A 25,402-nucleotide genomic window follows, 5' to 3' on the forward strand; every position below is an offset into this window, starting at 1 on the left:
CACTAGGAAAGCGCCTGCAACTTGGAAACCTCATCGAGATTCTCGAACAAGCGTGCCGCAAACGTCGAAAGCGGGTGCGGATGTGTGTCGTACTCGTAGGCCGTCTCGCTCGAATGAAGCACCGTGCCCACGCCAGCATCAGTGAGCAGCTCGAGCAGAAGCGAATGCGGCGTGGTGCCGTTGATGATATGCGCGCGGAACACGCCGGCCTTAACCGCCTCGATGCAAGCGTTGAGCTTGGGAATCATGCCCGTGTCGATCTCCCCGCGATCAAGCATCCCCTGGCACTCATCCAACGTGAGGTTGGAGATGAGCGAGCTCTTGTCCGAAAAATCCTCGTACAGGCCATCGACGTCGGTGAGGAAGATAACCTTATGCGCACGCAAAGCGCCTGCAATGGCACCTGCGGCGATATCGGCATTGATGTTGTAGAAGCCGCCGTCCTCGCCTTTGGCGATGGTGGCGATCACGGGAATGTACTCGCCGTCGATGAGGCGCTCGATGTAGTCGACGTTCACGCTCTCAATCTTGCCCACACGTTGGAGCTCGGGGTCAAGCGTGGATGCGATAAGCGTTCCGGCGTCGCTGCCCGATACGCCCACAGCAAGGTTACCATGCTGGTTAATGGCGGCAACAAGCTCTTGGTTAACCTTGCCGCCCAAGACCTCGCGCACGATATCCATAGCCGCAGGCGTCGTCACGCGCTGGCCGTTCTTAAACTCGACCGGCAGATCGTAGTGCGAGAACGCCTCGTTGATGGCCTTGCCGCCGCCGTGAACAATCACCGGTCGCATACCCATGATCTTGAGCAGGACGATGTCGCTCATCACATCATCGCGCAGCTTGGCATCGACCATGGCCGCGCCGCCGTATTTGATGACGACAACCTTTCCCGTCAGGTTCTTAATCCACGGCAGGGTCTCGAAAAGCACCTGGGCGGTCTGTTCATTGAGCAACGAAGGCTTCGCATCGCGTGCGTATTTCATAGCTACATCCTTATGAAGTTTGCCGCAATGCGTAAGCACTGCGGGATGGGGGCATTTTTCGACGTGCGATTATGTGCGGTAATCACCGTTGATGGTGATGTACTCATGCGTAAGATCGCAGGTCCAAACCGTCGTGGAGCATTCTCCTGCGCCCAGATCGGCATCGATTACGATCTCGGGTGCCTCGAATCGTCGCAGAGCCTCGTCCTCATCAAAGGGAACCGTCAGACCCTTGCGGCACACGGGCATACCCATAATGTCGATGGAGACGTCGGCCTGCTCAAAGACCACGCCGCACTTTCCCAGCGCCATGGCGATGCGGCCCCAGTTGCAGTCGTGACCAGCAATGGCAGTCTTGACCAGCGGAGAGTTTGCCACGGCGCGGGCGGCGGTGTCGGCATCTTCCTCGCTTGCAGCGCCCGTCACGTTAACGGTTACGAGTTTCGAGGCGCCCTCTCCGTCCGAGGCAATACCACGTGCCAGGGCCTCGCATACCGAATACACGGCGTAGCGAAGCTCCTCGTAGGCGCCGCTCCCCTCCTCGATAAGGGGGACGTCGACGCCTGCGGCTCCAGAAGCAAGCATGATGCAGGTATCGTTGGTAGACGTATCCGAATCAACCGTTACCTTGTTGAACGTCTTGTTGACGCAACTGGCAAGAAGCGCGTGAAGAGTCGCGGGAGCTACCGGGGCATCCGTCGTGATGATGCAGATCATCGTTGCCATGTTAGGCATGATCATGCCCGAGCCCTTGCACATGCCGCCTACCGTAAACTGGCAATCGGCATATTCGAGCTCGCCGCTCGCATAGGTAACGGCATACTCCTTAGGATGCGTATCGGTGGTCATGATGGCCCGAGCGGCATTGGCACCACCCTGCTCGGAAAGCTCGTCATATACCGCCGGAATACCCGTCTCGAAGCACTCGATACCTAACTGCTGGCCAATCACGCCGGTTGAAGACACGAGCACTTGCTCGGGGGTGCAGCCCATTATTTGCGAAGCGATCTCGCAGCTCTCGCGGGCAAGCGCCAAGCCGGGCTCGCCTGTAGCAGCATTGGCATTGCCAGAGTTAATAATGACGCCCTGAACCTGGCCATAACCGCAGTCGCGACCGCCCAGATGCTCACGGCACACCTGAACCGGAGCCGCACAAAAACGGTTGGTAGTAAAGACACCGGCCGCGGCAACAGGTGCCTCGGCGGCGACCATGGCGAAATCCAGGCGTTCCGGATTCTTGCGAAAACCCGCATGGATACCCGCGGCTTTGAAGCCCCGGGCACTCGTCACGCCGCCGTCCGGCACGGCGCGCAGACGAAGATCAAATGAATCGATATCAAACACGAGAAACTCCCCAACGATGGCATTTGTTTTGCGTACCAGTGTAGCCAGCCAGCGTTGTGCATACAACGATCTACACAGGCATGGCAATAAGAGGGAGGCCTCGTCGCTCGTCCAGGCCAAAGACCGCGTTCGCGCATTGAATCGCCTGGCCTGCTGCACCCTTGCAGAGGTTGTCGATTGCAGAGGTCACCACAAGCATGCGCGCGGTCTTATTAAGGGCAAGACCGATCTGGCAGGCGTTGCTGCCGGCAACCGAGGATGTCTTGGGCATCTGGCCGGCATCGAGCACGCGCACGAAGGGACGGCCCTCGTAGAACTCGCGATAGCGCTCAACCACCATGTCGAGCGTCAGCTCCTGCGCGGGAACCTCGGCAAGCGGAATATTGATAGTCGAAAGCAGGCCGCGCTTGAGAGGTGCCAGGTGCGGCGTGAACACGATACGGCCCGGCAGGCCAAGAATCTGTTCGATTTCGGGCGTATGGCGATGCTTGCATACACCGTAGGCCTCAACGCACTCGTCGGCACTGCAGTAATGCGTGCGGGCGTTGGCTGATTTGCCGGCGCCCGTCACGCCCGAAATAGCGTCGACGATGACCACGGCGCCATCGGCCAGCCAGCCGGCATCGATAGCAGGGTATGCACCCAGTGAGGTTGCCGTAGGATAGCACCCGGCGCAGGCGACGAGTGTGGCCTCCCCCGCAGCGTGGCGTGCGGCGGCGCCTGCAAGGTCTTCGGCAAAAATCTCCGGCAGACCGAACGTGCGTGTGGCCAATAGCTCGGGGCTTGTATGCGGCGTGGCGTACCACTTCTCATAGACAGCGGGGTCGGAGAGACGGTAGTCGGCCGAAAGGTCGAATACCGAGACGTCCGCAGCAAGAAGGCCAGGTACGGCAGCGAGTGCAGCCGTGTGCGGAACGGCCAGGAACACGGCATCGCATGTCTTGAGGACCGGATCGTCGTGCGTGGTAAAGGCAAGGTCGCACACGCCGGCAAACGCGGGATACACGCTTGCAAGCGACTGTCCAGCGTCGGCGTTGGATGTGATGGCGGTGAGCTCGAAATCGGGGTGGGAGATAAGCAGGCGCACCAGCTCGACCCCTGCGTAGCCCGCTGCCCCAACGACACCAACCTTGATAGCCATCGATTCCTTCATCTCCAAATGCATATTTAAGCGCGTTTAATGCATATTTACGCATCAGCGCCCATCGCTTATCGAATAGCTTGAAAGGATAGCACTCTAATATGAAAGAGTTTTCGGCATATACCGACGTGACCGTTTGGAAACAAAAGAGGCATGGAGAGCTGTCTGCCATTTGAAATATGTCAGAATATTTTACGTAATATATTTCGAGCTATCTTGCGATTGGGGCGAACAATGCCTGCTATCAAACCTGTTTCTGATCTGCGCAGCTATAACGAAGTCCTTTCCGATGTGCACGAGGGATCCCCTGTCTTTTTGACTAAAAACGGACGTGGGCGCTATGCGATTTTGGACATGAAAGACTTTGATCGCCTCAATGCCGCAGGGACGCTTATGTCGCAACTCGAAGCCGGCAAGGCATCGGGAGAGCAGTCCGGTTGGCTATCCGAGGAGTCCGTACGGGCGCTTTTTTCGCTTTAAGGAACGGCCGTGTCCCTAGACGTTAAATTCTCTCCCCTCGCCCGAGACGATCTTGAGAGCATCTACAGTTATATCTCCGACGAACTCTCAAGCCCAAGGGCGGCAAAAACAACCATTGGTGAGATTCTGGATCGGATTAGCCTCCTTACTCGATTTCCCCAATCCGGCACTCCCCTATCCGCAATTTACGCAGTCAAAAGCGAGTATCGCTACGTTCGTTCGGGAAATTATCTTGCGTTTTACCGTGCGTCAGACGCAATCTACATCGACCGTATCCTCTATGCAAAAAGCGACTATCTGAAGAAGCTGTTGTAGCGCGACCACGCTTCTACGCAAAAAGGCCCCGCCGGCGGGGACCGACGAGGCCAGGTTCAAGACGCCGTCCAAAATCTTCCTATCAGAGGGAGAATAACGACGGGTTTGATTTTGAACGGCAGGGTTGATAAATAACGTTGCCGCAACGCGCTATGTACGCAACAGGCTATGCCGCAGCAACCTGCCCAATACGACGCAGGTGGAAACCGCGGCCAAGATTGTGACGCATGACGGCGCGAATCTTAGGCAGCTCATCTGCGGCCACAGCGCTCTTGGGCAAAAGCACCATAAGATTGGCATCGCGATAGATAATGAAGAACTCCGCAAGCTCAAAGACTGCCGAAACCTGACGCCACTCGATCTTCTCGGAGTCGGCACCACCGGCAACCTTGAACTTAAGCCAGTCTTCGTTAATTGACACCGAGCGCACGGCATCGGCCAAAGGCGACTTCTTGTAGTCGCGATAGCTATGCTCGCAGGAGAACAGCAGCAACGGAACCGCAGCGATGATAACGATGTAGCACAGCTGCATCACACTTGTCATCTCAACATGAAAGACGAGATTTGCCAGCAGCATTCCCACTCCCATCACCGCCATAGCGGCGATGATGACCGATTGAATGCGCTGCTTGCCAAACGTGTTGAAATACAGGGCACGTCGAAACATCTGAGGTTCGACCTTAAACGTGTAGGTATAAGTAGGCGATGCTGCCATGATGTTCTCCCTCGATTATTGCCTTTACATCGCGCGATAGCGTCCCCACACTGCCGCGCGCCAATCTTAGTACTGGCCGTACTTGGTCTTCACGAACTCCTGCATGGCAGAAACGTTCTCGGCCGCGATCGGCACGTACATGCCGCCAGTTGCGCGAATGCGCCAATAAATCTCTGCAACCATCTCGACAACTGTGGAAACCTTGAAGGCGGCGTCCATATCGGCGCCGATGCACACAAGACCGTGGCTGCGAAGCATGCAAGCATTCGCCTTGTCGCCAATGGTCTTCATGGCCTCATCGGCCAGAGCCTGAGTGCCCGGCAGCTGGTACTCGCAGCAACGCACCGTATCGCCAAGAGCCTGAGCAGCCTCGTCGTGGATATCGATGGGAATATCCTCGCCCATTGAAGAGAAAACCGTCGAGAAGATAGGGTGCGTGTGAATGCAAGCGCACACCTCGGGACGAGCGTTAAACATGCCGATATGCAGATGGAGCTCGATGGAGGGGCGACGGTCGCCTTCGATATGATTGCCCTCCAGATCGTAGACGCAAATATCGTCCTCGGTGATGGTCGTGTAGTCCATGCCGCTCGGCGTAATGTAGACAAGGCCCGTCTCGCGATCGCAATAGCTCACGTTGCCCCACGTCGCCACGGTAAGGCCGCTCTCGAGCATGCGCAGGCCGGACTCTTTTACAAGCGTCTTGTACTCGACTTTAACATCGGCAGCGGTTGCCATATGTTGTCCTCTCTCTAACATTAGTGGTTTAAAAAAGCGGGCCGGCGATTATGTCCGGCCCGCCGCAAGAGCATTGCTACTTCAGCAAGCAGGCTGAATTAGGCAGCAGCCTCGACCTTCTTGGTCGTGTGGTTCAAAGCGCTGTTCTCGATGAACTCGTGAATAGCGGTCATGTTCTTGTGAACCAGGACGTAGCAGATGACGTAGACCACGATAACAGCACCGATGATGATCGGGTTCTGCGTCAGGAAGGCGAGGAAGATGATGGCGCCGACAGGCTGGCCAAGGATGACGAGCGAGGTAACCATCGTGGCGCCCTGCAGGTCGATGCCCGTGGAGACAGCGACATCGGTGAAGGCAGGACCGGTGAGGGTGCAGAAGTACAGGTTGGCGATCATGAAGATCAGGCCGCCAATGAAGGACTTCAGGATGTTGCCGTTAGAGCAAGCGACGAAGGGCTGGATGATGTAGGGGATGGCGACGAGGTCGAGCATGGGCAGAACCAGGTTGCCAGGAAGGATAAAGGACACAACGAGCGTGGTGGGCATCAGGAGGATACCGGTGATGAGGGTTGCAGCCTCGCCATAGCCGGTAGCGTCGTTGACGGCCAGGTACCACTCGCGGTCAGCGTGACCAGCGGCCTTCATCTTCTTCTTGCCGGCCTCGGTGATCGGCGAGAAGGAACCAGCGAAGATGCCGGAGACCTTGGGGAAGACAGCCATGACGGCAGCGGTTGCGATGCCGCAGGTCGTGATCTCGCCCCAGGTAGCAAGCTCACCGAGCTTGTTGAAGTCACCGACGATACCGATGAACAGGCCGAGGAAGAGGCCGAGGGTCATGGGCTCACCGATGAAGCCGAGCTTCTTGCGCAGGACGGTGGGGTCGGCGTTGATCTTGTACAGGCCGAGCTTGTCGAGCAGCAGGTTCAGCGGCACGGCGAAGATGCCCACGGTAGCGGTGTGCAGGGAGGCGATGGTGCAGTTGGGATAACCATAGTAGTTGGACCAACGCTTAGCGATAACCTCGGTGCAGAGCAGGGTGTAGAGCTGCTGGACAACCATGCAAGCCATGGCGAGCCAGAAGTTGCCGGTCAGAACGAACAGGCAGGAGCCCCATGCGAAGTAGGAATAGTTGTTCCAAAGGTCGCCGGCCTGGAAGACCGTGGTGTAGTGCACGAGGTACAGGATGACCTGAAGAGCAATAGCGACCGCGATGTAGATCATACCAACCTGATAGGAGTAAGCGATGATCGAGGTGGTCTGCCAGCCAAGGTCAACGATTGGCAGGTTGATGCCCACAGCGTTGATCATGTTGTCGATAATCGGCGACAGAATCGGGCTATAGGAGCCAATGACCAAAGAGAAGCCCTCAAGGCCAACGCCTGCAGACAGGGCCGAGAAGAAGGCCTTCTTGGGCTTAACACCCATTGCCAAAGCAATAACAAAAATAAAGACAGGTACAAATACGGCAGCCTTAAATGTCGTGAAGAACATGTTCAAGGCGTTCAGGAATGCGTCCATGCCATCCCCTTTCATGTAAGTAGCATTCGTAAATGCAAGTCAGTGCGGGCAATTACTTGCCGGCAGCGTGAAGAGCCTCAAGGGCCTCCTCTTTGAACTCGTCCTCACCGAGGCCGGTAATCAGGCCCATAGCGCTAAACGCGGGCACGCCATGGGTGTCGTCGCTGATGGGGCTCGAGTAAGCGATGAAGTCGTAGCTGCCACGGGTCAGATAGCCGTCGAGCTCGGAGGGGTTGCACTCGTCAGTGGTGACGTCGTAGCCCTCGTCCTCAAACATCTCGACAAGCTTGTTTGCGACCATGTGGGAGGTTACAACCCCCGAACCGCAAACAGAGAGGATGCTAATCTCAGCCATCTTTCGTCCTTTCTCCCTTTCGATCGCCCACTTTCAGGCGCGACCATGATGACTTTCTATTCAGCGAGTGCCGGAGCGATGAGGTCAAACGCCTCTTCTGCGGTATCGGCTTCGCGAATATCCTTCAAAAGCTGCTGATTCTGGATGATTGCCATCATCTTCTGCAGCGTAGGAACCTGTGCTTTGGGGTCCTTGATAGCGAGCATGAAAATCAGGCGAACGCTCAGCGGGCCATCTCCCATGCCGCCCATCATCTCGAACTCGACCGGCTCATCAAGAACAACGGCACCGATGGCGCTCTCGTTCACGTGGTCGCTGTCGCAGTGCGAGATAGCGATATCGAACTCAGACGCAGGAAGACCCGTTGGATAGACCGCCTCGCGGTCGATAATCGCCTGTGGGAAGCTTTCCTTGACGACGCCCAAATCAACAAACGTCTGTGCAATCGATCGAAGCGCTTCTTCCTGAGAGGCGTACTTCTGGTGAACCTGAACGAGCTCTTTCCTCAGAACCATGCGATTCTTCCTTATCCTTAGTTGCCTTGCGGGATCACGTCGGTCCCGTTGATTACCTCTGCGTTGCCCTTGGGCATCACGATGGGCGAAAGCCCCATGTTCTGACGAATGTCTGCAAGACCGTCTACCTGATCTTGAGAAAGACCACGCTCAGAACCGATTTGATTCACCACGAGGGTGACCTTGGCGTAGTTCTCGACCACTTCCATGCGCGCGAGCGCCTGCTCGAGATCGGAGCCCCAGGTAAGCACGCCGTGGTTGGAAAGCATGACCGCTGCGTAATCCTTAACAAACGGAGCGATGCTATCGGGAACATCGGTCGTACCGGGTTTTGCGTAGTGCGCAACGGGCACCACGCCAACTTGCAGCATCGCCTCAGAAAGAATCGGCTTGTCCAACGGCACTCCCGCGATTGCAAATGACGTTGCGTAGATGGGATGTGCGTGAACGACCGCGGTGACGTCGGGGTTTTCCCGATAGACGCGCAGATGCATCTTTACCTCGCTCGACGGGCCACGAAGGCCTTTCGAGATGACGTTGCCGTCAAGGTCCATGACAGCCATCATGTCGGGATTCATATCGCCTTTCGAAACACCCGTAGGCGTAACGACGATGGTATCGGGAGAGATGCGCACGCTGATATTGCCGTCATTGGACACAACATAGCCCTGCTTATAAAGCACAGTACCGGCGTCCACAATGGCCTGACGAGCCTGCACCTCATTCATAAGACCCATTCCTTCAACTCCTCTCCATTGCTTAGTGTTGGTTCGTGTTGATTTAATTTGATTCTATGCTCCAATTCCACACTGTCAACATGTTCAAGTCTGAGCGTTTTGCCATTCTTCCAAACGGTAGTAATTACAAGTTGAGTGGTAAAAGGCCATATAAAGGAAGTTCACCGTGGCATTTTGTTTTGTGCTTGCTATATTGATTAGCAAGCACTTAAATCAACATCGAGGTGAAACCGATGCTCGCCGCAGAACGTAAACAGCAAATCAAAGAAATCATCATCGCCAAAAAAAGCGCCTCTGTTGCTGCACTCGCCGAGCAATTCGGTGTAACCGGCGAGACGATTCGACGCGATCTTAAAGCCCTGGAAAAGGAGGGTGTGCTCATGCGCACCCACGGCGGAGCATTCATTCAAAGCGGTGTCGAAAACCTCATTGACATTGACCTGCGTAAAGCTGTCTATATTAACGAGAAGGAGCTTATCGCCAAGCGCTGCTGCAACCTTGTAAACAATGGCGATGCCATCTTCTTGGACAACTCGACCACCTGTTATCACATTGCCAAGGCCCTCAGCGACCTCAACATCACGGTAGTCACCAACAACCTAATGATCATGAACCTCTTTGCCCAAAGCGAGAACATTCGATTGGTGAGCGTTGGCGGTGAGTTTTCTATTAAAGAGCAGGCATTTTTTGGAACGATTGCGCAACGAGCCCTTGCCGAATACTACGTTGACAAGGCATTTATCTCGTGCCGAACCGTTTCCATCAACAACGGCATCACCGAGTCAACCGACCAGTGGGCGTCCATCCGTCACCTGATGATCGAACGCTCCGATAAGCAGTATCTCGTAGTCGACCACACTAAATTTGGCCAAACGTCCTTGTTTTTGATAGCTTTTATTTTTAGGAAATCACGAGATAAAAGTTTCGGGTTTCACGACGATTGTTTCGCCTCATAAGCAAAGGCGCCGACCACCTCCAACGGATGGCCTAACTTAGTCATTGCTTCGGTAATCGACTCAAGGAGGCCGGAAAGGAAATGATCGGCATGTCAACTATTCTAGCAATCAAGCAGCGCGCTGCCCGTGGCGACAGCGTCGCCCAGATAGCCAGGGAGGAGGGAATCTCCGAGCCCACGGTGCGCAAATACCGCGACATGGACGACTTCTCCCCTCAGGTCAAGCCCAGGAAGAGGCGCGGTTCGAAGCTTGACCCGTTCAAGGCGACGATAGATCGTTGGCTTGCGGAGGACAGGAAGCGGCGCCCCAAGCAGCGACACACGGCCCAGCGGGTATTCGACCGGCTCGTCGCGGAATGCGGCTACGACGGCAGCTACACAATCGTCCAGGCCTACGTCAAGAAGCGCAAAGCCGAGCTCAAAGGCGCCAAAGACGAGTTCCTCAACCTCGAATGGGCGCCCGGCGAGGGGCAGGTCGACTTCGGCGTGTGCGACTTCAGGGTGCTGGGCGTCATGCGCGAGGTGCACTACCTGGTGGTCACCTTCCCGTTCTCCAACGTGTCGCTGGCGCAATGCTTCTGGGGCGAGACGTCGGAATGCGTCTGCGAGGGCCTGAAGGCCGTGTTCGAGTTCTGCGGGGGCGTGCCCACCCGGTTGGTGTTTGACAACGCCACGGGCGTCGGCAGAAGGGTCGGCCAGGTTGTCAGCACCGCCGACACGTTCACGCGCTTCGCCGCCCACTACGGGTTCGACTTCTCCTTCTGCAACCCCAACTCCGGCCACGAGAAGGGCTCCGTGGAGAATGCCGTCGGGGCCATCCGGCGCAACCTGTTCGTCCCCGTTCCCCGCATCGACAGCCTGCCCGCCTACAACAAGCGGATCCTCGGCAGGTGCCTGGATCGCGCCGGCAAGGACCATTACCTCAAAGGGGAGCCCGAGCGCCAGCTGTTCATGGAGGACTGCGTGGCCATGGCCGACCTGCCGGCGAAGCCCTTCCGCGTCGCGAAGATAGTCACGGCCAAGACCGACAAGTACGGCGACGCGTGCCTCGACGGCAGACACCGCTACNGTTGTGAAAAACACGTCCTTCGTGCGCATCTGCGACTTCGACGAAATCACCGCCGTCATCACCGACCGTCCCCTCGACGCCAAATGGCACGAGGCGCTGCGCAGCAAAGGCTGCAGCATCATCGACGACGACAGGGAGACGAGCACTCCAGAACTTCTCGGATAACGACCGGCCCCTCTCTTCATTTTCACATTTTTCAAGCTCGAGGATATTCAACGCACCTACACATGGCGTTGAATATCCTTGTTTTTTATTGTTTCTCGCACATATATCTTCGATAGATCGTATTACCCCCCCCCGAAATCGCCTTCCATTTACCGAAGATAAACGGTTTTTCATTGCCATATTTTGATTTATGTTGATTATTATTGCCAGTGAGACAATATGTCCACATTCTCCCAAAGGGAACCTTGGAGGCCATATGATTGCATGCGATATCGCCATCATAGGTGGAGGCATCATAGGCTGTGCCATAGCGCGAGAACTATCGCGCTATTCGCCCCAGACGCTCGTTGTCGAAGCAGCCAATGACATTGCCTGCGGAACCACCAAAGCAAACGGGGGTCTTATCCACTCTGGGTACGACCCCGCGCCTGGAACCATGAAAAGCAAGGTGAACGCACGTGGCAACAAGCTCTACAGCGCTTGGTCAAAAGAGCTTGGCTTTGAGTTTAAAAGAACCGGATCTATGGTGCTGGCGTTTACCCAAAGCGACTGTGCGCACCTGCAAACGCTTCTCGAAAACGGTCGGGCGAATGGCGTGGACGGGCTGGAAATCATCGGTCCCGAACGGATCCATGAGCTCGAACCCCAGGCTTCACCTGACGCCATCCAGGCGCTCTATTGCCCCCATACAGGCATCGTTGACCCCTTTGATGTAGCCATCTCAGCTGCAGAAAACGCCGCCGCAAACGGCGTCGAGTTTTTGCTCAACGCCCCTGCCCGCAGCATCGAACAGCAAAATGACACCTTTATCCTGCATACGCCCAAGGGAGATATCTCCGCAAAATGGCTCATAAATGCAGCGGGATGCTACGCAGACGTCATCTCCGACATGGCCGGCGGAGAGCATTTTGAAATCGGCTGGCGCCAGGGCAATCTGTTGGTTCTCGACAAGAACGTCACGGCCAAGTCGATCATGCCCATCTATCCCGTCCCCACCCCAACAACAAAGGGTGTTGTCGTAATGGGAACGGTCCATGGCAATATCCTCATCGGATCCACTGCCATCATGCGCGAAAAGGGCGACCTCTCCTGCTACGCTGCAGATATCGAAGAGCTCATGGCGGGTGCCACAAAACTCGTGCCGTCTCTTGACGTGCGCTCATCTATTCGACAATTCGCTGGCGGCCGCGCCGTTATCACCGATACAAACGATTTCTTCATTGGTCAATCCAAACTGCAGCACCGCCTGTTCCAAGCAGCGGGCATCCAGTCTCCCGGCATCGCCAGCGCCCCGGCCATCGCGGAATATATGGTCGAGTGCCTTCGCAACGCAGGAGTTCCCCTGCCCCAAAACCCAAATTTCAACCCCATTCGTCATGCACCGGAAGATTTCGACATTGCCTCCATTGAGCATCAAGACGAGCTCATCCAGGGCGATCCCGCATGGGGGCGCATTGTTTGCCGCTGCGAAACGGTCCCTGAAGCAGAAATCGTTGCCGCTATCCACCGCACGCCTGGCGCCACCTCCGTCGAAGGCGTCAAACGCCGTTGCCGTGCTGGAATGGGCCGTTGCCAGAGCGGTTTTTGCCAAAGCCGCGTCGTGGACATTTTGTCCCGCGAGTTGGGTATAGCCCCTGCTAGGGTTCTTTTAGAGAACCCCGGCTCCGAAATAGTCCTCGGTCCCGTGAAGGGCGATGATTAAATGAACGAGATTACCTATGACGTCGTCGTTATCGGCGGTGGCCCCGCGGGCATGGCTGCAGCCCTCAAGGCGGCCGACGCCGGCGCTTCTACCGCAATCGTCGAACGCAATGCTCAACTCGGTGGCATCCTGCGCCAGTGCATTCACCCCGGCTTTGGCCTCACCTATTTCAAAGAAGAGCTCACCGGTCCCGAGTATGCCCAGCGTTTCATCGACCGTGTAGAAGACTCCCCCATCAAGGTCTACCTGGGCTCCATGGTGCTCTCTATCCACCATGACGACGAGTCTGGCACGTCAGACGTCGTCTTCATGAGCGAAACAGGCATGGTAACCCTCACTGCCCATGCGGTGGTCCTCGCCATGGGCTGCCGCGAGCGCACACGCTCCGAGATCAAAATCCCCGGCAGCCGTCCTGCCGGCGTCTTTACCGCGGGCCTCGCACAGCGCTACATCAACATCGAGAATCTCAAGCCCGGAAGCCGCTTTGTCATCCTGGGTTCTGGCGACATCGGCCTTATCATGGCGCGCCGCCTGGCGCTCGAGGGCTTTGAGGTCGAGGGCGTCTACGAGCTCATGCCCTATGCCAATGGCCTGCACCGCAATGTCAAAAACTGCCTCGAGGATTTTGGCATCCCCCTGCATCTCTCCACCACGGTCACCCGTGTGATTGGCAAAAACCGCGTTGAAGCGGTAGAGGTCTCGCAAGTCGACGAGCAGCTGCATCCCATCGAGGGAACGCAGCACACAATTCCCTGCGACGCGCTGCTGCTTTCTGTGGGCCTCATCCCCGAAAACGAGGTCTCAGCTGCGGCTGGCGTGAAGCTCAATCCACGCACGCGCGGCGCCGTTGTAGACGAATCGCTCGAAACCACCGTTCCGGGCATTTTCTCATGCGGCAACGTACTACATGTACATGATCTTGCCGACAACGTGACGCGCGAGGCAGAGCGCGCGGGCGCCGCCGCAGCCGCATATGCCGCGGGCACGCTCGCTGCCACTAGCGAGAGTGTCCCCATCAACGCCGGAGGCATCGCCAGCTATGTGGTGCCGGCACGCCTCACGCGCGGGGAGGCCGCAAAACTGTTCTTCCGCGTTCGCCGCCCCGTCACGCGCGCGCACGTGCGCATCACCGTCGATGGTGCCACTGCACTCGAGGGCAAACCGCGCTCGTTTATCCCCAGCATCATGGAGTCCTTCCCGCTACCGGCAAAACTTGCTGCCGCGGCAAAAGAATCCATCGAGATCAGCGTTATCGAGGAGGACGATGACCATGAGTAACTGCACGGTCAAAGACTTCTATTGCACGGTGTGCCCATCCGAATGCCCCCTTACGGTAACGCTCGACGAGACCGGCTCCGTAGTTTCCGTCGCCGGCAACAGCTGCCCACGCGGCGAGCGTTTTGGGCGCCAGGAGGCAACGTGTCCCATGCGCGTCCTCGCCTCGACCGTACGCCTTGAGGGGGCGCATACCGGCGAGCCCCTCATCCCCGTGCGCACGCGCGAAGCCATCCCCCTATCGCTGCAGGCACAAGCAATGGATGCCATTCGCAAGGCTCGCGTGACCGCTCCCGTCAAAATGGGCGATATCGTACTTGCAAACGTATGTGATACTGGAGTGGACGTGGTCGCCTCTTGCAGCGCCCGTTAATTCAAGATCTAGCCATCTGGCATGCGAGGGTCCCTTTTCACCCTTCTCTTCTCCCCTCGCCCCAGGTGCATGCGGACGCGCCCGCGGCTCCATACCCGGGCGCGTCCGTTTTCTTTTGCTTGTACACCCTCATTGACCGTCTTCCTTGCAAGAACGCGGGCGGACGCCCCCTCTCCTCGATTGCCCAGGTTGTGGATACCTGCGCGGCACAGCGGCTTCAAGCGAAAAGACGTCTACAGCAAAGAATATCGCCATGCACAACACAAACTTCCTGATTTCAGTACCAGTATTCGAATTTCTCAAGTAGAGCGCCTTTTGAAAGCACTATTTCCTGCTGTTTTCCTTCCAAATAGATGTCTCTACTTGAAAAAGTGCCGGACTGCTACTGAAATCAGGAACTTTGCTATCAACCTAACCTTTTGCGAACGGAAAGATCCCCAAAGGACCAAGGTCCCGCCACAAGACCCCTCCGCACACACACGATTCCGAGCCCCGTTCCCGAAAAACACGCTCGAAACAGTCAAAAAATGACCGTTCACCTTATGTTATGCACCTTTTGGAAACTCCTGCCGCCCAAACGGAACGCAAACGGGTTGCCACGCGCACGGCCACGATGCTACGATGCAGTCGCTGTTTCAGGGCGGGGTGAAATTCCCCACTGGCGGTAAATCGGCCGGCGCAATCCCGCGTCGCGTCCCCGACAACGGTTGCCGGGTGTACATCCGATAAGCCCGCGAGCCTGGCTGGCATTGGGTTGCCTGCAGGCCGATCCGGTGAGAATCCGGTGCCAACGGTTAGAGTCCGGATGGAAGAGGCAGGTGATCTCATGTCTGAGCAGTCTACGCATATCCAATTTCAAAACACCAACAGGTGGGAGACTAAACAATTGGTCACCATGGCACTCATGTGCGCCATCGGTGCGATCTTCATGTATGTGCAAATCCCCATTCTTCCCTCGGCTCCATTTTTGAGCTATGACCCCTCACTGGTGCCGGCCATGGTCTGCGGCTTTGCCTACGGTCCCGTATCGGGCCTTACCGTTGGCGTGCTCGCCGTGGTCATCCACGCGCTCACCACGGGCGACTGGGTCGGTGGCCTCATGAACATCGTGGCGGCGATCTTCTTTATCCTGCCTGCCGCGCTCGCCTACAAGAAGCTCCACAGCTTCCGCGGCGCCGTGACCGGTCTTATCCTGGGCATCATCTTTGCCACAGCAGCATCCATCGTCTCCAACCTCACCATCGGCGTGTGGTTCTGGTATCCCTCGATGGACTTCATCATGCCGCTCATCGGCCCGGCGATCATCCCCTTCAACCTCATTAAGACCGCGCTCAACTCCGTGCTGACGCTTGCCGTGTACAAGGCAATCTCGAACCTTATCACGCCCGAAAAGCAGCAGGTTAAGGGCAAGTAATGATCTCGTGCAAAGACATTTCGTTTTCCTACGACGGCAAGGTCCCCACGCTCTCGAATATCACGCTCGACATTGCTGACGGCGAATTTCTGTGCATCCTCGGCGGAAACGGCTCCGGCAAGTCAACCCTCGCCAAGCACTTAAACGCCTTACTCGTGCCCGATAGCGGCAGCGTCGAGGTCGACGGCCTGAACACCTCCGACCCGCAGCTGGTCTACGACGTACGCTCGCGCGTAGGCATGGTGTTTCAAAACCCCGACGATCAACTGGTCGCCACGCTCGTGGAAAACGATATTGCCTTTGGACCAGAGAACCTGGGCGTCCCCACAAACGAACTTTCGCAGCGCGTGGCGGACGCCCTTGCAAGCGTGGGCCTCATGGGCTTTGACCAGCACGAGACCCACGCTCTCTCGGGCGGACAAAAGCAACGCGTAGCCATTGCCGGCGCCCTTGCCATGCACCCCGAAGTGCTTATTTTGGACGAGGCGTCCTCGATGCTCGATCCGCGCGGCCGCCATGGTCTACTCAAGGTGTGCCAGGAGCTCAATCATGCGGGCATGACCATCGTGATGATCACCCATTTTATGGAGGAAGCGGCCCTTGCCGATCGCGTCGTGGTCCTCGATCGCGGACGTATCGCCTTGGAAGGCACGCCCGAAGAAATCCTCACCCGCGCCGACGAGCTGCATTCCCTCAATCTCGAGGAGCCCTTTGCTTGCCAGCTCGCGCTGGAGCTCAAAAGACGCGGACTGGATATCAGGCCCCATGTTGACGAAGAATCGGTTGTTACCGAGATTCGCGCCGCCATGGGACGTCATATCGAAACGTCCTTATGCGAGGAAATCGCGGCGAGCGATGAGGCGCCGCAAAGCAGTGACGCTGCCCCGCTCATCCAGTTTGAGCACGTGTATTACAGCTACGAAAAGTCCACCCGCGAGCGAGCGCGACGCCGCAAGAAGAACGCACCGGCAGCACAAGCCGCCGAATGGGGCAACGATCCCAACGCCGTTTGGGCCCTGCGCGACATCTCCTTTGATGTGCACGAAGGCGAAATGCTCGGCATCGCGGGCCACACCGGATCGGGCAAATCGACCATCATCCAGCACATGAACGGCCTTGTTCATCCCACGCAGGGGCGCGTGCTGCTCCAAGGTGTCAGCATGGCGGACAAGCACGTCAACGAGACGGCAAAGACCACTGTCGGCATGGTATTCCAATACCCGGAACATCAGCTCTTTGCCAACACCGTTTTTGAAGACGTTGCCTTTGGACCTCAAAACCTGGGTTTATCCGCCAATGAGGTCACCGAGCGCGTGCTCGAGGCCCTCCGACTCGTAGGCCTTGATGCCGATGAAGTTGCGCAGAAAAGCCCCTTTGAACTCTCTGGCGGTCAGCAGCGCCGCTGCGCTTTTGCCGGCGTGCTCGCCATGCGCCCCCGTGTACTCGTGCTCGACGAGCCTGTTGCCGGCCTCGACCCTGCCGCTCGTACAGAGTTTCTGCAGCTCATCGATGACCTTCATGCCCGCGGGCTCACCATCGTCATGGTGTCGCACAGCATGGAGGATATCGCCACCCACTGTGACCGCGTCCTCATTATGAACAAGGGCAGCATCGTCTCGCTTGGCACGCCGCGCGAGGTCTTTGCAAGCGACCGCGACCTCAAATCCATCGGCTTGGGACTGCCCGCCCCACAGCATATGGCGTGCCTTCTGCGTGACGCTGGCATCCCCTTGCCCCGTCGCCGCCTCTATTCCACCAAGACGCTTGTCGAAAGCATCGTTGCTCTTGCCGCCGGAGGTGTTGCGTAATGGAAGCCTTCTCCTTTGGCAGCTACTACGCCGGGCGCTCGTTTATCCATCGCCTTGACCCTCGCACCAAGCTGCTTGCCGGTTTTGGCTTTTTGTTCATCGCTCTGGCCTCGCACACCTTCCCGGCGCTCGCCGTGCTCGCTATCGGCATTGGCATTTCGTATGCCTTGGCGCGCATTCCCGTGCACTACGCCGTGCGCTCCGTGGCGCCGCTCATGGTGCTTGTAGCATTCGTTGCCATCCTTACACTCTTCACCGAACAGAGCGGTCGGATCCTTTTTCATCTGGGCTTCATCCAGATTAGCGAGGGCAGCATCTATTCATGCTGTTTTATCGCATGCCGCATGTTTTTGATGATGTGCGGGATGAGCCTTGTCACCATGACCACCACCACACTCGACCTTACGCAGGCAGTCGAGAAGCTGCTCATGCCCCTTGCGCGCGTCGGTTTCCCGGCACATGAGATTGGCATGATCTTAGGCATCGCCCTGCGCTTTATGCCCCAGTTTGCAACCGAACTCTCCCAGACCTATCAAGCACAGGTGAGCCGAGGGGCAAAGGTGGCAAGCGGCCCCATTGGCAGCTTGAAGTTTCTTTCCTCCATCTCAATCCCGCTGTTTGCAAGCGTGTTTCGTCATGCAGAGACGCTTGCCTCGGCCATGGATGCGCGTTGCTACCATGGAGAGGCGGGGCGAACGCGCCTGCACCCACTGCGTTTTTGCGCATATGACGTCGCAGCAGGCATCTTCATGCTCGCACTCATCCTTTGTGCCGCAGCCATCATTATCCTGCTCTAACAGAAGGAGAGCCCTATGGACGATTCCTCCGCCGCCTCCGGCATCGACACCGCACTCACGTACCTTACGTCTATCCCCGCCTGGTACCTTGCGACGAGCATAGACAATCAGCCCCATGTGCGTCCCTTCTCGTTTGCCGCCAAGCAAGACGGGAAGCTCTGGTTTTGCACCGCAACCACCAAAGATGTTTGGCAAGAACTGCTTCAAAACCCTCTGCTCGAGGCTACTGCCTGGTGGCCAGGACACGGCTGGCTTATCCTGCGCGGCCGCGCCGGCATGGACGGCTGCGTCTCCGATGAGATTCGCGAAGCAGGATGGAAACATCTCGAAAGTCTGGGCGAACACTACGATGGCGCATGCGACCCCACGCTCGTCTTCTTTAGCCTCGAGGACCCCAAAGCCTGGATCTGCAACCACGACGAATGGAAGCCCCTCCCCCCTCTAATGTGACAAAAAGTCGACAGGTTTAATTTGTCACATTCCGTCACTCACCACCAAAAAGGAGCCGTTCATGGACGAAATCGTCTCGTATCTACGCCGCATACCCGCATGGTACCTCGCCACCATCGACGTTAATGACCCCACCCAACCGCGCGTGCGTCCGTTCTCGTTTGCTATGGCAGACGCCGGGAAGCTCTGGTTTTGCACCTCGCGCGACAAGGATGTTTGGTTTGAGCTCGAAGCTCATCCCAAGTTCGAGCTCTCCGGCTGGAAGCCCGGCGAGTGCTGGATCGTCCTTTCGGGCACGGCAAATCTAGCAGACGATGCCCAGGTGAGCGATGCCGTGCGCGAAGCAGGATTCAAGCATATGGTCGGCATCGGCGAGCACCACAGCAGCGCCAACGACGGACGCCTTGCCTTCTTTAGCGTCGAGGCAGGCACTGCGCGCTTTTGCGATATCGATGGCAGCGAGCGCGTCGTCAAGCTCGACGACCTTGCATAAACCCAATTTCGCAATCGACAGCGCTCCAATGCAGCGGGCGCCCTCTCGTCTCCCAAACGGAATACGAGAGGGCGCCCGCAATTGATAGAACGTAGGATCCAAAAGGGCGAGCACCCGATTATCCAAACAGGGACCTAAGCGCCCGGATGCTCACCGGATTCCCCGCAAACAAAGGGCATCGCCTCAAGAACGCCCCGCCATCCCTAACGCGCCGCGCGAAGAAAACGTTCCAGAGCATCCTCATCCAGCGCATACAGTACATTACCGATATTCCTCGTGCACGAAAGCGCGCGCACGGCGACCGAATGCAAATCCTCCTTGGGCAAGGCATCCAATCCCAGGTCTGCAAGGCACGTTGGCAAACCGGCAGCGTGACAAAATGCCAGAGCGTGGGCCTCGTCATCCCCTAAAGGCTTGCCCGTCAACGCTGCAGCCGCTGCAAACTGCACTGACAAGCCATATGTCACGGCAAGACCATGTGGCACACGCACGCCCTTAAGTGCAGCAATCCCATTGGCAACAGCATGTGCGAGCGACAGGCCGCCGCTTTCAAAGCCAATGCCCGAGCAAAGAATATTGCATTCGATCACATGCTCAACAGCAGAAGTGAGCTCCCCCGCTTCGGCATCGGCCTTAGCCTGCAGACCATCGGCCATAAGCACTTCAAAGCACGACCGAGCAAGTGCCGTCGCGGCAACGCCGGAAGCTCCCGCCAGCTCATTCTCGCCACCCGACTCCCTGCATGCCTGGGCCTCAAAATACGTAGCGAGCGCGTCGCCCATGCCTGCCACGAGCAAATGCGTCGGTGCATGCGCGATAACGGCCGAATCGACCACCACCAGGTCGGGAGCCCGATCGAGATGCAGATACTTGTCAAAACTGCCGCCATCGTCGTAGAGCACCGAAAGAGCACTGCATGGGGCATCGCTTGAAGCCACTGTGGGCGCCACGCAAAGGGAAAGTCCCGCGTAGTGTGCTACGGCCTTTGCGATGTCGAGCATCTTGCCGCCGCCCATTCCCACAACGCAATCGCACTTGAGCTGTGCGCAAGCGCGGGCCAGGCCTCGGCACGCACGTTCAGAGCACGGCCCATCGTACACGCGAAACACCGGCTTCGAGATGCCTTCACAGGCCGAAAAACCATCATCAACCGTCTGTCCAACGCGCCTATCAGTCCCAGGGTCAAGCACGATAAACGCACGACGGCCCAGACGCGCAACACAAGCGCCAAGATGTCCAAGCTCCCCCGGCCCTTGCACATACCGTCCCGGAGCCCCAAATACCACTGGCATGCTACCCCTCGCTTCCACAAAAAAGACCCCTGCACCACGATAGCGCAGGGGTCTCGTAATGGCTAAACACCTAGGATTTTATCTTAGAAATCGATATCGGTGTCGTAGTAGCAGGCCTTGAGAATCTTCTCGAAGTCGGCAGCCTTGGTCTCACGCGGGTTCTCGGGCGTGCAGGCGTCGGTCTCGGCGTTCGCTGCGATCTCGGGCAGCTTGGCGAGGAACTCCTCCTCGGAAACCATCTGCGGGTTCTCGGCGTCGACCTTCACGCCACCGTTCGCGTAATCCTTGATGGACTGCGGGATGTTGAGCTGGTCGTTGAGGTCGCGAATCTTCTGGACGAGCGCGGCAATGAGCTCCTCGTTGGTCTCGCCGGGAAGGTGCAGGATCTCCTTGGCCACGTAAGCGTAACGCTCGGCAGCACGCGGGTCCTTGGAGTTCCACTGGATGACCTTGCCCAGGTACATAGCGTTAGCAGCACCGTGGATGATGTGGCCGTTCTCAAAGGCAGCACCGGTCTTGTGAGCCATGGAGTGAACGATGCCGAGCAGGCCCGAGGAGAAGGCGATACCGGCGATGCACTGAGCCTCGTGCATGTGCTGACGGGCCTCATGGTCGCCAGCATAGGACTTGGGCAGCCACTCGACGATCTCGCGGATGCCGTGCAGAGCGTTGGCGTCGGTGAACATGGAGGCGCAGGTGGAAACGTAGGCCTCCATGCAGTGGGTCAGAGCATCCATGCCGGTGTGAGCGCACAGCTTAGCAGGCATGGTGTAGGTGAGCTCGGGGTCGACGATGGCGACATCAGGGGTGATGTTGAAGTCGGCCAGCGGGTACTTGATGCCCTTGGCGTAGTCGGTGATGACGGAGAACGCGGTGACCTCGGTAGCGGTGCCGGAGGTAGAGGAGATGGCGCAGAAATGAGCCTTCTGACGCAGCTCGGGGAAGCTGAACGGCTGGATGATGTTATCGAAGGACTCCTCGGGATACTCGTAGAAGACCCACATGGCCTTAGCGGCATCGATCGGGGAGCCGCCGCCGATAGCAACGATCCAGTCGGGCTCGAAGTCGCGCATAGCGGCTGCGCCCTTCATGACGGTCTCGATGGAGGGATCGGACTCGACGCCCTCAAAAAGCTGAACCTCCATGCCAGCCTCTTTGAGGTCAGCCTCAACGTCCTGCAAGAACCCACCGCGGCGCATAGAGCTGCCGCCAGAAACGATGATGGCCTTCTTGCCCTTGAGGTTCTTCACCTCGTGGCGAGCGCCCTCACCGAAATACAGATCGCGCGGGTTAGTAAAACGTCCCATACCTTGCCTCCAAATCGACAAGCCCCTCTCGGCTTGTATTAATACGGAGCACCTAATTGGCTCCGCAAGGACCAAAAGCAGCGGCGAGTGCACCGGACGACGGTGTGCTCAAACGCTTTACCATAAGAGGATATTACCCCCATCTCATGGCCGGTTCCGCTTACGGTTAGGGTTTCGAAAAGACATTCGAAACAGCTCCGCATCGCGTTCCGGTGGAATTATAGGCTTTATGTCCGTTCATGCCTTTCGCTTTTCCGTAAACGTAAGTTTTTCTCGGCGTGTTGTACATCTCCATCTTGGGTACATAGCCCTTTGGCGCAGCGGCTTCGCTGCTCTATACTTTTGACCATTACACACGGAGAGGAGTGGCCCATGGCATTCGATCCCATTCAGGAGGACTGCCTGCGCCTCATCCTGGAACTTTTACGTCGAGAGCATATCTACCCGCTCGATAACGCCGCAGTTATCGAGCGCGGCATGACCCAATATCAACGAGACCCGGACGCGCTGGTCAAAACCGACCGCGACCGCTCGTTCCACCTGGTAGCAAAGGCAGCAGAGCTTGCCGACTACCGGGTGCCGTTCCTCACCGACGAAGACCAGATCAACAAAGAGGACGATCGCGCCGAGGCCATTTTGCGCGAAGCGGTAGAGCTCGACCCCAAGAACTGGGACGCTCGTCGCATGCTTACGGCCATATGCGCAAATTCAAACGACGAGTACGTCTCCTATCTCTTGGATAACCGCGCGGCAGTTGAGCACGATATCGAAAAACTCGTTGAGTCTGCCGACAATCCCTATGACGAAGAATATGCTCAAGACCTGGGCAAACGCCCCTATCTTCGCTGGCTTGCCGCCCTTTCCTCCCGCGCTCTCATAGCGGGCCAGTACAAGCTTTCCCTCGACGCCGCGCGCGATCTTCTAGAGATCGCTCCCGATGACCCCGCTGATGTTCGCTACACCGCGATGCTCGCCCTTGCCAAGCTGGAGTGCGATATCGCCGATCTCAAAGCCTTTAAGGCCGAACACCCTCGTGCGTTTGCCGCCTCCCCTATCCAGTCGCGTCGCCCGGATAGGTCCGAGCCGCGCCAGGACGCCTGGAGTCTTCTCGCTCAGATCAACGTTTTGTACCGAGCTTTTGATTTCGAAGGAGCGAGTCATGTGCTCCGCCTCCTTCTGCGCACCTATCCGCACACATCGCAGGCGTTGTTCTATCAGGCCGAGTTTCCCGACGGGCTGTACGCACGTGTAAACGTGATGCCCGGCAGCCAAGATGAGCTTATTCTCGCCATCAGCGAAGCGACCCCCTTGCTTCAAGAAGGCCTCGGAGCACCCGAAAACGCCGGCTTCGCCGTTTGGCTCGCCAATCACGAACTGGTGCAGTCGGCGCTTGATGAGGATGTAGCGCAGCTTTCCGCGATGGTAAACGCCGCCCGAAAGCGGGGTAACAACTAATGGATCCGCGCAAGTATATTCCGGCGTTTTTGCAGTATGAATATGAGCAAGAGCACCCGGGGCTCACCCCTGCGGCGGAGGATTTACTGCACGAACGCATAGAGCAAGATCCTGACTCCTATGCCACCTCCGCTCAAGCGCAGGCGCTCATTTCGTATGCGCGCGTTCGCGAGCAGCTCATTTACGGCATCGAGCACTTGGAAGAGCTTCCCGACGAGGAATTCGACAAGAAACGCGAAGCGCTTTTTAACGATATTCGCCTCTCGCTTTTCAAGATTATCGAAACCGATCGCAGCTGCATCGACGCACAGCTACTGAACACCCTTTTGGCCGATGTCCCCCTCGACAACTGCTTGGGCGACATCATGCAACTTGAGAAGCAGGCGCGTGAGTATCTGAGCACAACAGTTGCCGATTTTGATGCAGATGCACCGCACTACTGGAACGAGTCGCTCTCCGAAGACGAGATGGCGCGCCGCACGCTTTCGTGCCCCATGATGATCGGTTGGCTCCATACGCTCGAAGCGCTCTCGACCGGCTGCTTGGGAAGCGCTCGCTATCGCGCCGCCATCACATATGCCAGGCGTGTCATGCGTGCGCGCGGATACGACAATCGCGCCGTCGGCACCATTTTGCTGGCACAGGCCCGCCTTGAAGACGAGGACGGCTTTTTCGCCACGGTCCACGAGGGGGGCGAAGATCTGGAGTCGTCTCCTTGGTATCTGCTGGGCCGAACGTTGCTGCTGTATAAGCTCGGTCGGCGCAAAAACGCCCGTCGCGCGGCGCGTGATTTTGCCCAACGCTGCGACGGCGGCGCGTTCTTCCTGCTCAATCCCACCTATCTCACGCCGTATCTGCCCACAAGGCCCGAGCCGCAAGAGCCCTGGAACCTTACGCACCAAGCGGTATGGGAAGCAGATAGCATCATCGTAGATACCCCCGATTTTCCCGCCTGGATTCAGTCAATCGAAGGCATGGAAGAGCTTTCCGAAGAGTTCGCTCGCCGTCAAGGATTCTAAGGTCGAACAGCTGCGGCCATCATGCACGACCAAACAATAGCCCCGGCAGGAAAAGGCACGTATGCCACATCCTGCCGGGGCTATTTTTACGCTCCATCTCTTTATGACTATGCGCGGGAAAGTGTCGAAGAAAGGGCCTTATCTACAGCGCAACCCACGCCAACACCGATGGCAAGCTTTGCAGCATCAGGCAGGATAAACGGCAAGACCGCCGCCGCCATGGCAGGCGCCACGCCCATCGAACCGACAACCATGAGCTGGGCCGTTCCGCACACATAGGAAATGACGAGCAAGGCAACATCGCCCGCGAGTACGCGAGCAAAGAGCGGCATGGTCTGGGACAGCAGGCGAACCAGCGTCGTAGCGACGATCATGCCTACGAGGAAGCCCCACAAAAAGCCGCCAGTCGGGCCTACAAGGCGCATAACACCGCCCGAAAAACCGGAAAACACCGGCAGGCCGATGGCGCCCAAAAGCAGATACACCGCAACTGCGAGAATAGCCGTAGGTCTATCAAGAACGGCAGGGATGAGCGCCAGGGCCATGGTTTGCAAGGTAAAGGGAATGGGGCCGAGGGGAACACTCACCCACGCGGAAACGGCCAGGAGCGCCACACACAGTCCGGCACGTGCAATCTGCTGAGTTTTCATTTGAGCTCCTTGATCTGAGCGGTCATTCGAACAAGCAAGGAGACAGTATATTCGCTGAAGGCACATTGCCCGAGAAGTTAACTGATTAACAATAAGAATTTACATGAAAGATAGGCTTTTCGCATACGAGATATCTGGTATACTCAACTGCGCTGTCCCCATCGTCTAGCGGCCAAGGACGCCACCCTTTCAAGGTGGATATCGCGGGTTCGAATCCCGCTGGGGGCACCATTTGAATTGAGAAGCCCGTTACCCTCCCGGTAGCGGGCTTTTTGCCGCCCGTGGGCCGGGATTCGAACCCGGCAGGGCCGGCCCGTTTTCACTTGAGACTT

Annotated in this window: 26 protein-coding genes, 1 tRNA gene and 1 riboswitch; of the genes, 15 read left to right on the forward strand and 12 right to left on the reverse strand. The window is 57.4% G+C overall.

The genetic code is table 11. The features are described from left to right. Window positions 1-2: 2 nt before the first annotated feature. From argB to argC, 3 genes are all read right to left on the reverse strand, one after another. Window positions 3-986, reverse strand: coding sequence for an acetylglutamate kinase (gene argB, locus BQ9843_RS07395; protein WP_075844490.1), 984 nt, complete (start codon window positions 984-986; stop codon window positions 3-5). 69 nt (window positions 987-1,055) lie between these two features. Continuing rightward, window positions 1,056-2,330 (reverse strand): bifunctional glutamate N-acetyltransferase/amino-acid acetyltransferase ArgJ, encoded by a 1,275-nt coding sequence (argJ, locus tag BQ9843_RS07400; RefSeq protein WP_075844491.1) that lies wholly within the window; start codon window positions 2,328-2,330, stop codon window positions 1,056-1,058. Between the two features lie 70 nt (window positions 2,331-2,400). Next, window positions 2,401-3,471, reverse strand: a complete 1,071-nt coding sequence (gene argC / locus BQ9843_RS07405; protein ID WP_075844492.1) for an N-acetyl-gamma-glutamyl-phosphate reductase — start codon at window positions 3,469-3,471, stop codon at window positions 2,401-2,403. Between the two features lie 234 nt (window positions 3,472-3,705). On the opposite strand from argC, the gene BQ9843_RS07410 reads away from it, so the two are divergent. Further along, on the forward strand, window positions 3,706-3,951 hold the full coding sequence (locus tag BQ9843_RS07410) for a type II toxin-antitoxin system Phd/YefM family antitoxin (protein ID WP_022386165.1): 246 nt from the start codon (window positions 3,706-3,708) through the stop codon (window positions 3,949-3,951). Between the two features lie 9 nt (window positions 3,952-3,960). Beyond that, window positions 3,961-4,266 (forward strand): type II toxin-antitoxin system RelE/ParE family toxin, encoded by a 306-nt coding sequence (locus tag BQ9843_RS07415; protein ID WP_075844493.1) that lies wholly within the window; start codon window positions 3,961-3,963, stop codon window positions 4,264-4,266. Between the two features lie 166 nt (window positions 4,267-4,432). On the opposite strand, the gene BQ9843_RS07420 is transcribed toward BQ9843_RS07415, so the two are convergent. The 6 genes from BQ9843_RS07420 to BQ9843_RS07445 all read right to left on the reverse strand — a co-directional run bounded on the left by BQ9843_RS07420 (window position 4,433) and on the right by BQ9843_RS07445 (window position 8,846). After that, window positions 4,433-4,981: a YcxB family protein gene (locus tag BQ9843_RS07420; RefSeq protein WP_075844494.1), complete on the reverse strand. Its 549-nt coding sequence runs from the start codon at window positions 4,979-4,981 to the stop codon at window positions 4,433-4,435. A 66-nt stretch (window positions 4,982-5,047) separates the two neighbouring features. Further along, a complete protein-coding gene (locus tag BQ9843_RS07425; RefSeq protein WP_075844495.1) occupies window positions 5,048-5,719 on the reverse strand; it encodes a class II aldolase/adducin family protein in 672 nt (223 codons plus the stop codon). Window positions 5,720-5,817: 98 nt separating this feature from the next. Beyond that, on the reverse strand, window positions 5,818-7,239 hold the full coding sequence (locus tag BQ9843_RS07430) for a PTS transporter subunit IIC (protein WP_022386169.1): 1,422 nt from the start codon (window positions 7,237-7,239) through the stop codon (window positions 5,818-5,820). 52 nt (window positions 7,240-7,291) lie between these two features. Then, entirely contained in the window at window positions 7,292-7,594 is a 303-nt protein-coding gene (locus tag BQ9843_RS07435) for a PTS sugar transporter subunit IIB (RefSeq protein WP_075844496.1), read from the reverse strand. A gap of 56 nt (window positions 7,595-7,650) precedes the next feature. Further along, window positions 7,651-8,109: a PTS sugar transporter subunit IIA gene (locus BQ9843_RS07440; protein WP_022386171.1), complete on the reverse strand. Its 459-nt coding sequence runs from the start codon at window positions 8,107-8,109 to the stop codon at window positions 7,651-7,653. A gap of 17 nt (window positions 8,110-8,126) precedes the next feature. After that, window positions 8,127-8,846 carry a class II aldolase/adducin family protein gene (locus BQ9843_RS07445; protein ID WP_075844497.1) on the reverse strand — a complete coding sequence of 240 codons (720 nt, stop codon included), beginning with the start codon at window positions 8,844-8,846 and terminating at the stop codon, window positions 8,127-8,129. A gap of 233 nt (window positions 8,847-9,079) precedes the next feature. On the opposite strand from BQ9843_RS07445, the gene BQ9843_RS07450 reads away from it, so the two are divergent. From BQ9843_RS07450 to BQ9843_RS07495, 10 genes are all read left to right on the forward strand, one after another. Further along, the gene (locus BQ9843_RS07450; protein WP_075844498.1) at window positions 9,080-9,802 is read left to right on the forward strand and encodes a DeoR/GlpR family DNA-binding transcription regulator; all 723 of its coding nucleotides are present in this window, start codon (window positions 9,080-9,082) and stop codon (window positions 9,800-9,802) included. Between the two features lie 89 nt (window positions 9,803-9,891). Further along, window positions 9,892-11,151, forward strand: coding sequence for an IS21 family transposase (gene istA, locus BQ9843_RS07455; RefSeq protein WP_195906639.1), 1,260 nt, complete (start codon window positions 9,892-9,894; stop codon window positions 11,149-11,151). Between the two features lie 140 nt (window positions 11,152-11,291). Beyond that, window positions 11,292-12,737: an NAD(P)/FAD-dependent oxidoreductase gene (locus BQ9843_RS07460; RefSeq protein WP_075844500.1), complete on the forward strand. Its 1,446-nt coding sequence runs from the start codon at window positions 11,292-11,294 to the stop codon at window positions 12,735-12,737. Then, window positions 12,738-14,015: an NAD(P)/FAD-dependent oxidoreductase gene (locus tag BQ9843_RS07465; RefSeq protein WP_075844501.1), complete on the forward strand. Its 1,278-nt coding sequence runs from the start codon at window positions 12,738-12,740 to the stop codon at window positions 14,013-14,015. Next, window positions 14,008-14,385, forward strand: a complete 378-nt coding sequence (locus tag BQ9843_RS07470) for a DUF1667 domain-containing protein (protein ID WP_075844706.1) — start codon at window positions 14,008-14,010, stop codon at window positions 14,383-14,385. Before BQ9843_RS07465 ends, BQ9843_RS07470 begins: the two co-directional genes overlap by 8 nt. 627 nt (window positions 14,386-15,012) lie before the next feature. Next, a riboswitch (FMN riboswitch) is annotated at window positions 15,013-15,206 on the forward strand. A gap of 5 nt (window positions 15,207-15,211) precedes the next feature. Next, window positions 15,212-15,799 carry an ECF transporter S component gene (locus BQ9843_RS07475; protein ID WP_075844707.1) on the forward strand — a complete coding sequence of 196 codons (588 nt, stop codon included), beginning with the start codon at window positions 15,212-15,214 and terminating at the stop codon, window positions 15,797-15,799. Next, entirely contained in the window at window positions 15,799-17,607 is a 1,809-nt protein-coding gene (locus BQ9843_RS07480) for an energy-coupling factor transporter ATPase (RefSeq protein ID WP_075844502.1), read from the forward strand. The genes BQ9843_RS07475 and BQ9843_RS07480 overlap by 1 nt, the downstream gene beginning before the upstream one ends. Beyond that, complete coding sequence (locus BQ9843_RS07485; RefSeq protein ID WP_075844503.1) at window positions 17,607-18,404, forward strand: energy-coupling factor transporter transmembrane component T family protein; 798 nt, start codon at window positions 17,607-17,609, stop codon at window positions 18,402-18,404. The genes BQ9843_RS07480 and BQ9843_RS07485 overlap by 1 nt, the downstream gene beginning before the upstream one ends. Before the next feature lie 15 nt (window positions 18,405-18,419). Beyond that, window positions 18,420-18,854, forward strand: a complete 435-nt coding sequence (locus tag BQ9843_RS07490; RefSeq protein WP_075844504.1) for a pyridoxamine 5'-phosphate oxidase family protein — start codon at window positions 18,420-18,422, stop codon at window positions 18,852-18,854. A gap of 61 nt (window positions 18,855-18,915) precedes the next feature. Then, window positions 18,916-19,347: a pyridoxamine 5'-phosphate oxidase family protein gene (locus BQ9843_RS07495; protein ID WP_075844505.1), complete on the forward strand. Its 432-nt coding sequence runs from the start codon at window positions 18,916-18,918 to the stop codon at window positions 19,345-19,347. Between the two features lie 203 nt (window positions 19,348-19,550). Here the strand turns inward: BQ9843_RS07495 and BQ9843_RS07500 are convergent, their stop codons facing one another. Next, window positions 19,551-20,639 (reverse strand): glycerol dehydrogenase, encoded by a 1,089-nt coding sequence (locus BQ9843_RS07500; protein ID WP_075844506.1) that lies wholly within the window; start codon window positions 20,637-20,639, stop codon window positions 19,551-19,553. 83 nt (window positions 20,640-20,722) lie between these two features. Then, a complete protein-coding gene (locus tag BQ9843_RS07505) occupies window positions 20,723-21,946 on the reverse strand; it encodes an iron-containing alcohol dehydrogenase (RefSeq protein WP_040221192.1) in 1,224 nt (407 codons plus the stop codon). Between the two features lie 372 nt (window positions 21,947-22,318). Here BQ9843_RS07505 and BQ9843_RS07510 point away from each other — a divergent pair, with 372 nt between their 5' ends. Further along, complete coding sequence (locus BQ9843_RS07510; protein ID WP_075844507.1) at window positions 22,319-23,401, forward strand: SirB1 family protein; 1,083 nt, start codon at window positions 22,319-22,321, stop codon at window positions 23,399-23,401. After that, on the forward strand, window positions 23,401-24,420 hold the full coding sequence (locus BQ9843_RS07515) for a hypothetical protein (RefSeq protein WP_075844508.1): 1,020 nt from the start codon (window positions 23,401-23,403) through the stop codon (window positions 24,418-24,420). The genes BQ9843_RS07510 and BQ9843_RS07515 overlap by 1 nt, the downstream gene beginning before the upstream one ends. A 107-nt stretch (window positions 24,421-24,527) precedes the next feature. On the opposite strand, the gene BQ9843_RS07520 is transcribed toward BQ9843_RS07515, so the two are convergent. Next, window positions 24,528-25,070 (reverse strand): biotin transporter BioY, encoded by a 543-nt coding sequence (locus tag BQ9843_RS07520; protein WP_075844509.1) that lies wholly within the window; start codon window positions 25,068-25,070, stop codon window positions 24,528-24,530. Window positions 25,071-25,224: 154 nt separating this feature from the next. Between BQ9843_RS07520 and BQ9843_RS07525 the strand changes: the two genes are divergently transcribed. Further along, window positions 25,225-25,301: transfer RNA gene (locus BQ9843_RS07525), tRNA-Glu, on the forward strand. The last annotated feature ends 101 nt before the right edge of the window (window positions 25,302-25,402 follow it).

The organism is Collinsella bouchesdurhonensis (assembly GCF_900155365.1).
Classification (GTDB): Bacteria; Actinomycetota; Coriobacteriia; order Coriobacteriales; family Coriobacteriaceae; genus Collinsella; species Collinsella bouchesdurhonensis.